At 58.5% G+C, this 7,232-nt stretch carries 6 protein-coding genes and 3 pseudogenes; 1 reads left to right on the top strand and 8 read right to left on the bottom strand.

Translation table 11 applies throughout. The features are described from left to right. Window positions 1–102: aldehyde dehydrogenase family protein (locus tag AC0L3S_RS38505; protein ID WP_473285104.1), on the top strand; the 102-nt coding region annotated here is incomplete at its 5' end. 2,087 nt (window positions 103–2,189) lie between these two features. On the opposite strand, the pseudogene AC0L3S_RS38510 reads toward AC0L3S_RS38505, so the two are convergent. From AC0L3S_RS38510 to AC0L3S_RS38545, 8 genes and pseudogenes are all read right to left on the bottom strand, one after another. After that, window positions 2,190–2,459 (bottom strand): annotated as a pseudogene (locus AC0L3S_RS38510) (hypothetical protein); the annotation flags it as partial. A gap of 380 nt (window positions 2,460–2,839) precedes the next feature. Next, entirely contained in the window at window positions 2,840–3,010 is a 171-nt protein-coding gene (locus AC0L3S_RS38515; protein ID WP_259219509.1) for a transposase domain-containing protein, read from the bottom strand. A gap of 98 nt (window positions 3,011–3,108) precedes the next feature. Further along, window positions 3,109–3,550 (bottom strand): annotated as a pseudogene (locus tag AC0L3S_RS38520) (IS66 family transposase); the annotation flags it as partial. After that, window positions 3,451–4,023, bottom strand: coding sequence for an IS66 family transposase (locus AC0L3S_RS38525; protein ID WP_259265538.1), 573 nt, complete (start codon window positions 4,021–4,023; stop codon window positions 3,451–3,453). The pseudogene AC0L3S_RS38520 and the gene AC0L3S_RS38525, both read right to left, overlap by 100 nt. Next, on the bottom strand, window positions 4,020–4,454 hold the full coding sequence (locus AC0L3S_RS38530) for a transposase (protein ID WP_374762404.1): 435 nt from the start codon (window positions 4,452–4,454) through the stop codon (window positions 4,020–4,022). The genes AC0L3S_RS38525 and AC0L3S_RS38530 overlap by 4 nt, the downstream gene beginning before the upstream one ends. Window positions 4,455–4,487: 33 nt before the next feature. After that, a complete protein-coding gene (gene tnpB, locus AC0L3S_RS38535; protein WP_374762402.1) occupies window positions 4,488–4,673 on the bottom strand; it encodes an IS66 family insertion sequence element accessory protein TnpB in 186 nt (61 codons plus the stop codon). Between the two features lie 351 nt (window positions 4,674–5,024). Beyond that, window positions 5,025–5,306: a hypothetical protein gene (locus tag AC0L3S_RS38540; RefSeq protein ID WP_259219455.1), complete on the bottom strand. Its 282-nt coding sequence runs from the start codon at window positions 5,304–5,306 to the stop codon at window positions 5,025–5,027. A gap of 466 nt (window positions 5,307–5,772) precedes the next feature. Further along, a pseudogene (locus AC0L3S_RS38545) lies at window positions 5,773–6,249 on the bottom strand (transposase); the annotation flags it as partial. Between the last annotated feature and the right edge of the window lie 983 nt (window positions 6,250–7,232).

Here is a 7,232-nt window from a genome sequence, read left to right on the forward strand (position 1 = left end):
TTCGGCGGCTACAAGCAGTCCGGCAACGGCCGCGAGTGGGGCAAGTACGGCCTCGAGGACTTCCTCGAAGTGAAGGCGGTTGCGGGCTTCAACGCAGCGTAATCTCTAGCGCCTGGGTCAACATGACGCCGGCGCGGGAAACCGCTACGGCGTTTTTTTGCCTTTATCCCGCAACGCGCCCTGCGTGTTCACATACATCGTGAGATCAACGAAATATCTGTATACCGCCGCGTCAAGGAAAAGCCTAAGAACTCGCGACGGCACGCCCGCTGGCCTTAGGCGCCTCCGGATGACATCGGCCAAGATTGCGCGTGAGACCGGTAACACGAAGCAAGCTCGACCATTGCGCTCGCCTGAGTAACTGGGCAGGTTTTGCTCCGTCTACCCGTCGCACCTGTCCATTCCGCAAACACCTGACAGGCACACAGTCTGGAAGCGTTAGAATTGAGCTCCGGTTTGAGGTTCACTGATACGTCGTCCAGGCTGGGTTCGCGCCCTGCAATTGCATATGAAGGAGCAGCGCGTTTTAACTGCGTTGGCGCCTAAGCTGCTTGGATTTTGGGAAATTATCAAGTTCACGCTTCAATCGAAAGCTTTCGCCGGATAATAATTCGGCACACGCCAGCACTTGCGTTGAAGCCTCTCCGGCTTGCCTCGATTCAGTGATGACTTTGTCTCTCTGCGACCTAGGAAAGACCTCGCCGCAGCTTCCTGCACATTAACTGCGATGGTTTTGCTCGCTGTCTCCTGCACCCCCACTGAATCAACAAGTTGTCTTGGCAATCTCCGAGATGCGCCATTGTAGCGTCGATTTCTGCAATCTTGTGGACCGACTCGGTGGTCGCCGCCTGAAGTCCTCCAATATGCTTGTTACCTCAACTGTCCCATGCGTGGTTTGCGTGGCAAGAGACTTCCCCCCCTGGGCAACAACCGCAAACCCCTGCCGTTCAGCGCAAGGAGATTCGTTTGCCGCGCGATTGCCGCGATCGAACGAACCCGCGCAACATGCCATCCTTGGAACTCGACATCTCTCTCAGGACTGCAGTGGCTTCTGCGGGGCCCCTTGTAGATGCAGGAGAAACCCCTCTATCATGTGGGAGCTATGGCACGTTTACCCCTGGTAAGGCCCGTTCGGATACTGCGCAAAATCATTTCGGTGCTGGCCACGTGCCGCCAACATGAAAGCGGTAAGAAGGATCAGAAGTCCGCACACATCACGAGGTTAAACGGAGAGCTGTGTGGCATATGAAACGGCTCACAGCAGGTGTTTAATGAGTGAAGGAACCTCAGCAGCTCTTCCGGCGTGAATACTCTTAGGTGCAGGGTCCTAAACTCGATACCGGTTTGCTCTTGCGTCAAGCCGCCGAAGTCCGCACTTTTCAAGCCGAAAAAGTGCGTCCTGTCCGCATATCGGCAGGAAGAATGCAGCACATTTGTTTCATAAGCAACGCGATCGCATTGGTTCAACTTTGCCGGTGCTCCAAGTCTCGCACGCAAGAGTAGACCCGCTCGACTGAATGCCATACCGATAGCTTAGGCCGTGCCAAACCGCATCAGCCCACCGACTGAGTACGAGGGGATGGATCGAGGGGGCTCATACTCGCTTGGACGAGACACAGCTGGATGTTGGCGCTATTCAATCACTCTTGGAGACCAGCTCAGATAGGGCAAGATCCAAGCACGCCTCGGCTTACTCGCCGTCCGACCGGTGAAAATGCTTATCCATCGAATTCTCGGGGAAGAACAAGCTGGTCAGCGGTGAGGTTTCGATGAGATGCTCCACTTCCCAGAGGAGGGATACCATGGTGCAGATCGCTCCTTACGGCTCCTTCGGTGAAGGCCGCTCTGAAAGCCCGGCCGCGGAGAGCAACCTCTTTCACCGAGCATCGCGAAGCAGGTCGATGAGGCCGAGATCGACGGGCTGATCAGGGCCAAGTCTCGCTGGAACGAACAGACCCAATAAGCGACCCGAGGCATATCTTGTGGATGTTCTATGGCGTGAACTGGGTCCAGCCCTGCGGCGCCTTTTTCGCGTCGAAAGTAAAGGACGCTACTTAAATCCGGGTCGCACCCGATCTGCTTCGGAAGGCGACGCCGCTGCCGGATCTCGTGCGAACGCAGGTCTGCTTCGACTAGTCGCTGTCGGGTCAGCATAGAATTCCGCTGGTGCTTCAGCCACCGGCTTTGTCTGCAGTGTCACCTCTGGAGGGTCGAGCTTCGATCGCTCTGAGTAGCGCTCGTCCCTTTTCCGTGATTCGCCACCCTCCGTTAACGCGCTCGATTAACCGCTGGGAAAAGATGTCAAGGTTCGGCACGCTGGCAGCCAATCTCTTTGTGCGCTCGGCCCAGTCGTAACCGCTCGTCGCCAAAATAGCCATGTCCCGCTTGAGGTCCGCCATGCGTGCAAACCCATCCGGATAGCTCACCAGGATTTTCAGGACTGTGACCTGGAAGTTCACCGGAATGACCATCAATTCATTTATCGCCTACCGCACGGCTGGTGCTTGGCGAAGTGCATCGACGCGATTTACTCGAGCGTGCTCTCCACCATCGTAGCGCTTCTAGAGCGTTCGAGGCGACATGCGCGCGTCACTCTGAGCAACGTTCTCGCAAACCTAATAGAGCATCGCGCGTAGAAGTCCTACTACCGTCCAGTACGGGAGATGTCCCACCATTGGCCGGGCGACAGAGGAGCACAAGTATTCCTGAATCCAATCTGTCCGCCGAGCGGTATCCAAAGATGCAGTAGAATTTGGCTGCAAGCCCCGCGGCTGGAGCTACTTTGTGCGCGTGCCCTCATCCTTTCCTTAGCATTCAGATGCCACTTGTTTGTGAGCGCTTAGTCGCAACCGTATTGAGGCTGGCTTGACGTTTTGCGGAATCGCCACGGCACGAGTTTTTCGATGAGGCTATGGGGATGGCCGTCGATGATCGTCTCGAGTGTATCGGCGATGTAGGCGGCCGGATCGATGTCGTTGAGCTTGCAGGTGGCGACGATCGACGCGAGCAAGGCCCAGTTTTGCGCGCCGACTTCATGACCGGCGAGGGCGCATTTTTTTTGGTCAGGCAGACCGGCCGGATGGCGTTCTCGACCGGGTTCGTGTCGAGCTCGAGGCGCCCGTCTTTGAGGAAGCGGGTCAGCCCTTGCCAGTGATTGAGCGCGTAGCGGATGTCCTCGGCGAGCGTCGAACCACTGGAGATTATCGAAAGCTGTCTCTCGAACCATGGCTTAAGCGCGGCGACGATTGGCGGCGAGTGCTCCTTGCGCGCGGCCAGCCGGATGTCCCGCGATGAACCGCGTAGCATGGCTTCCATGGCGTAAAGCTGTGCGATGTGCCGAACCGCAGCCTGGGCAATCGGCGATTTGCTGTTGCGCGCTGAGCAAGCGCCGGTGCAAATGGCTCCAGCAATGCACGAGCGTCCACGGCCTTTTCGGTCGAGCGACTTTGGTCAGCCGGTCATCATCGCATTGCAGGAAGCGTCCGTTAAAGCCATGCAGGAACTGCTCCGCGAAGGCGCCGCTGCGACCGGGGGCATATCGGAACAGCACGATCGGAGGACTTGGGCCGCTGTGGCCGCGGTCGTCGAGACGATCGCCCAGGAGTAGCCTTTCTTCGTTTGGCCACGCCCGGGATCGAGCACCGGTGCCGTGGTTTCGTCCATGAACAGACGATCCGCCCGCTCCAGATGCCGACGCATGTGGTCCGCTATGGGTTGGAGATGGAAGCAGGCGCGGCCGGACCAGGTGCCCAGTGTCGCCCGATCAAGCCGGATCCCCTGTCGAGCATAGATCTCGGCCTGACGGTAAAACGGCGTATGGTCGCCGAACTTGGAGACGATCACGTGTGCAATCGCCGCTTCGGTCGGCAGCCCACCAGGCACGACGTGCTCCGGCGCGTGGGCCTGCACGGCAGGGCCCGAGCAGCGGCGACAGATGTATTCTCGGGCGGCGCGTGACCGGCACGCGCCATGCGCCGGGATCACGTCGAGGCGTTTGCTGACGTCCGCGCCGATCTTTGTCATGGCGCCGCAACCGCACGGACAGAGCGTGCTCGCAGGCTCGACGATAGCTCCACCCGAGGCAAATGGGCAGGCAAGCAGCCGTTATTGCGATGAGAACCTTGATCCGGCGCGCTCCGCGATTGGCCCTGGATCACAGCTTCGGCTCTTCCTGAGCCGCGTCCAGGATGCCTTGCGCGATCTCCACGTCTTCCAGCGGCAAGTGATACTGATCTGGCGCGTAGCTTCTCGGAGTTCGCGCCGAACTTCTCGCGTCTCAATTCGCCGAGAATGACCTCCAGCCGACGTCTCGCTTCCTCCGATCCGCCAAATGCCCCCTGATGCTCGCTCAAGGCTGCCTGCTTTCGCGCCAAAGCGCCTTCAGGCCTTTTTCGTTGCGGAGCGCCGCAATGCTCATGCGCTATTTCGAGCACATCGCCATTTGCGCCGGCCACGTTCAAAATAGCTCCCGAGCCAATCTGCGGCAATTATCCAGCCGCCTGGGGAAGCCGCGCTTCTTCCGGGCGGACTAATCTCCAATCCAGCCCTTCGAACAGGGCTGCGAAGATCGCTGGCGATATGCGCATCACGCCGTCTGCGATCGTTGGCCAAACGAACTTGCAGCCTTCGAGGCGCTTGTGAACTAACACCAGGCCCGTTCGATTGCAGACCACATCTCGTGGCGACCTGACAGTATCACTCCCACGCCGATGGGCTGACGCCAAATTTCCCCATCCAACGACTTTATTTGACGAATTTCACCACTTCGAGTGTGCAAAGTTGCCGCTAGATTTGAGAGATGGGTCCGGCACGAGTTATGTTGCCGGTCGGGCGGGGTGCCGCCTCGGCCGGCTAGCTGCTTGGTGTAGAAGCAGGTGATTGTTGTCGCCGGCGAGGTTAGCGCTTGAGGGACCAAAGCGTTCGTGACTGTGGCTTATATCATCTTAGTTGTTGAGCCATGGAGTTGACTTGAGCAGCCGCCGTGAAGGTATCGAGTGTCCGTCGTCAGGTCGGCCACGCTGCCGCTAACGCTGCGTTGTCGCATTCGGCCCTGTTTGCGTTGTACATTTATTCATTGGAGCCAGCCGGATGAAGCGAATAAGGAAGGACAATCCGTCGAATCTAGTCACTATCACCTTGATCTCTAAGACGCCGAACCCACCAAAGACAAAAAAACTCACTGCAACGATGAAACGACGCGCATTGAAAGCTCGAAAGTCCGAACAGCCGCCTCCTCCCTCTTCTTGAGCGTGCGCCGGCAGCCCAGGCCCGAGCGCTTCATTCTGCTGCAGGAAAGCCAGTTTCAAAGAGTTACTCCGTCGCAGGCTACTGTAAGGCGTGATCCAGATCTTCACTCCCGGAAGATACCGTCCCTGCGCGTCGGCTGGCTCCTTGCCCATCATCGCGGATCGGAGAAGGTTTGGGCCCTTCGGACAACGGCGTCATGGCGAGCTGATGCTTGTTCACAACGCTTCCAGTTCGCCTCACTCGGATAGGAAGAGCGCGTGCAGCCAAGTGGGGAGTGACCGAGGTGGCCAAGAGAGATACAAGGACAGCACCGCGCCCGCGGTGGGATGAGCTTCCATCATGTAGCCAATGAGTTGGCGAAGGCTTGTATCCTTACAAACACCCAAGGCTTGACTTCAGCTATTTTCGTCACTCGACAACTCGCTGCCGGAGGCTGCTCCGTCAATGGCACTTTGGTTGAGCAGCCTGGAGGGAGACAAAGAGCTATGCGGAATTTTGCGTGACGAGGCGATCAGGCGGCGTGGTTTGCCGGCGCTCATACTCGCCCTGCCACTCGGCGGTCAGCCGGGAGATGACCGAAGGCGACAGGTTCGGCGCGTCCTTGCCCAGTAGGGCCGTCAGCGCCTCCTGGAAATCGCCCGTCGAGATGCCGCGCAGGTACGGCACCGGCAAGAGCGCATCCAGACTCCTGGTCCGCCCCGTCCAGAACCGCAGAATCGCCGACTGAAGCGGATCCGCTCGCCGTGACGGCCGCTCCGCGGTCCCGAATCTTCGCCCGCGCGACCTCGACCGGTCCGATGCCGGTAGCAATCCTTCGGGCCGGGCCGTAACCATGCCGTACGACACGGGCGCGCCCGTCGTCAACCGTGGCAAGAAACGTCTCGACTTCGATCTCCACGGCCTGCGCCAGAAGCTGCCGCGCACCAGCTCGCAGAATATTGTCAGTGGATCGTCGATATCATCAAGCTGACGAAGGGCAACAATATTGCTAGTCTCGTTCATGGCGTATCGCTCTCCTTGAGAGGTTCTGGCAGGCTCGACACCCGCCTCGATACGGCGCCTATCTGATTCCGTCATCACCCACTTTCCCGCATAGCTCGGAGACAAAGCATACTAAGCTGCTCGTAACCAGCGGAGCCATATCTGATCACTGTGCCGACGCGCCTTGAAGCGATCGACGCATTTCTTCGAGCATAGGGCTGTTCGCCAGCAATAGTAGCGTATCAGCCCGAACTTTCCGCCGCATATCGCGCAACACGGTGTTGAAGCGGGTCGGGAGTTACTTGATCTATCGTGCATCATTCCCTCCTGTCGCATTTACGAGAGAGCCGACATTTTCTTCGCCGGAAGTCGCTCCTGACCAGGAATGCGTGGCGTCAGCGATGCCCAATCTCGCAGCGCATGCCGAACTGGGCACAAGCCTTCGACTTCGGGGCGCGCCTAGTGAGCGTGCCCTCGAACTTCATCGGAGTGCTTCGCCCGAACTGTTGTGAAGCGGAGATGATGAGCTATCGCAAACCCTGGTCAGTCAGGCGTTTAAATTTGCATCAAAAGAATAAATCGAACTTGGCTACGTCCATGGCGCCGTACGTCGTAAATATGACCGTATGCGACATTATGATTCTGACGCGAGACGTCGCATAGCCCTCCTCAGCCGAAGTCTGGAGTACTTGAGCTTCGCACGGCATCAATTGATTCAGCCCAGAGCGCCTCTTGAGTGGCTGATGGGCGCGATTTCACCTGACGAGTGGTCCGCTCCACGACCGAGTGATGTCTTGGTCATTCCGTCTGCGGGCGCTCTCCGAACATCAGATCAGCGGCCGTTTGGCGTTCGGCAGCTGCGATCGCAAGCGGCTAGCCAGCCGCGCGACATCATTCAAGTACGGCAGCCGTAATCGAGCCCGGGTTATTGCGGTGAGATCCAGGTTGGCCGAAACGACCTGCTCGCCAAGGCCGGCGCGGGCGAGATCCTCGCCATCCGGACC

It is taken from the genome of Bradyrhizobium sp. Ken01, assembly GCF_055807355.1.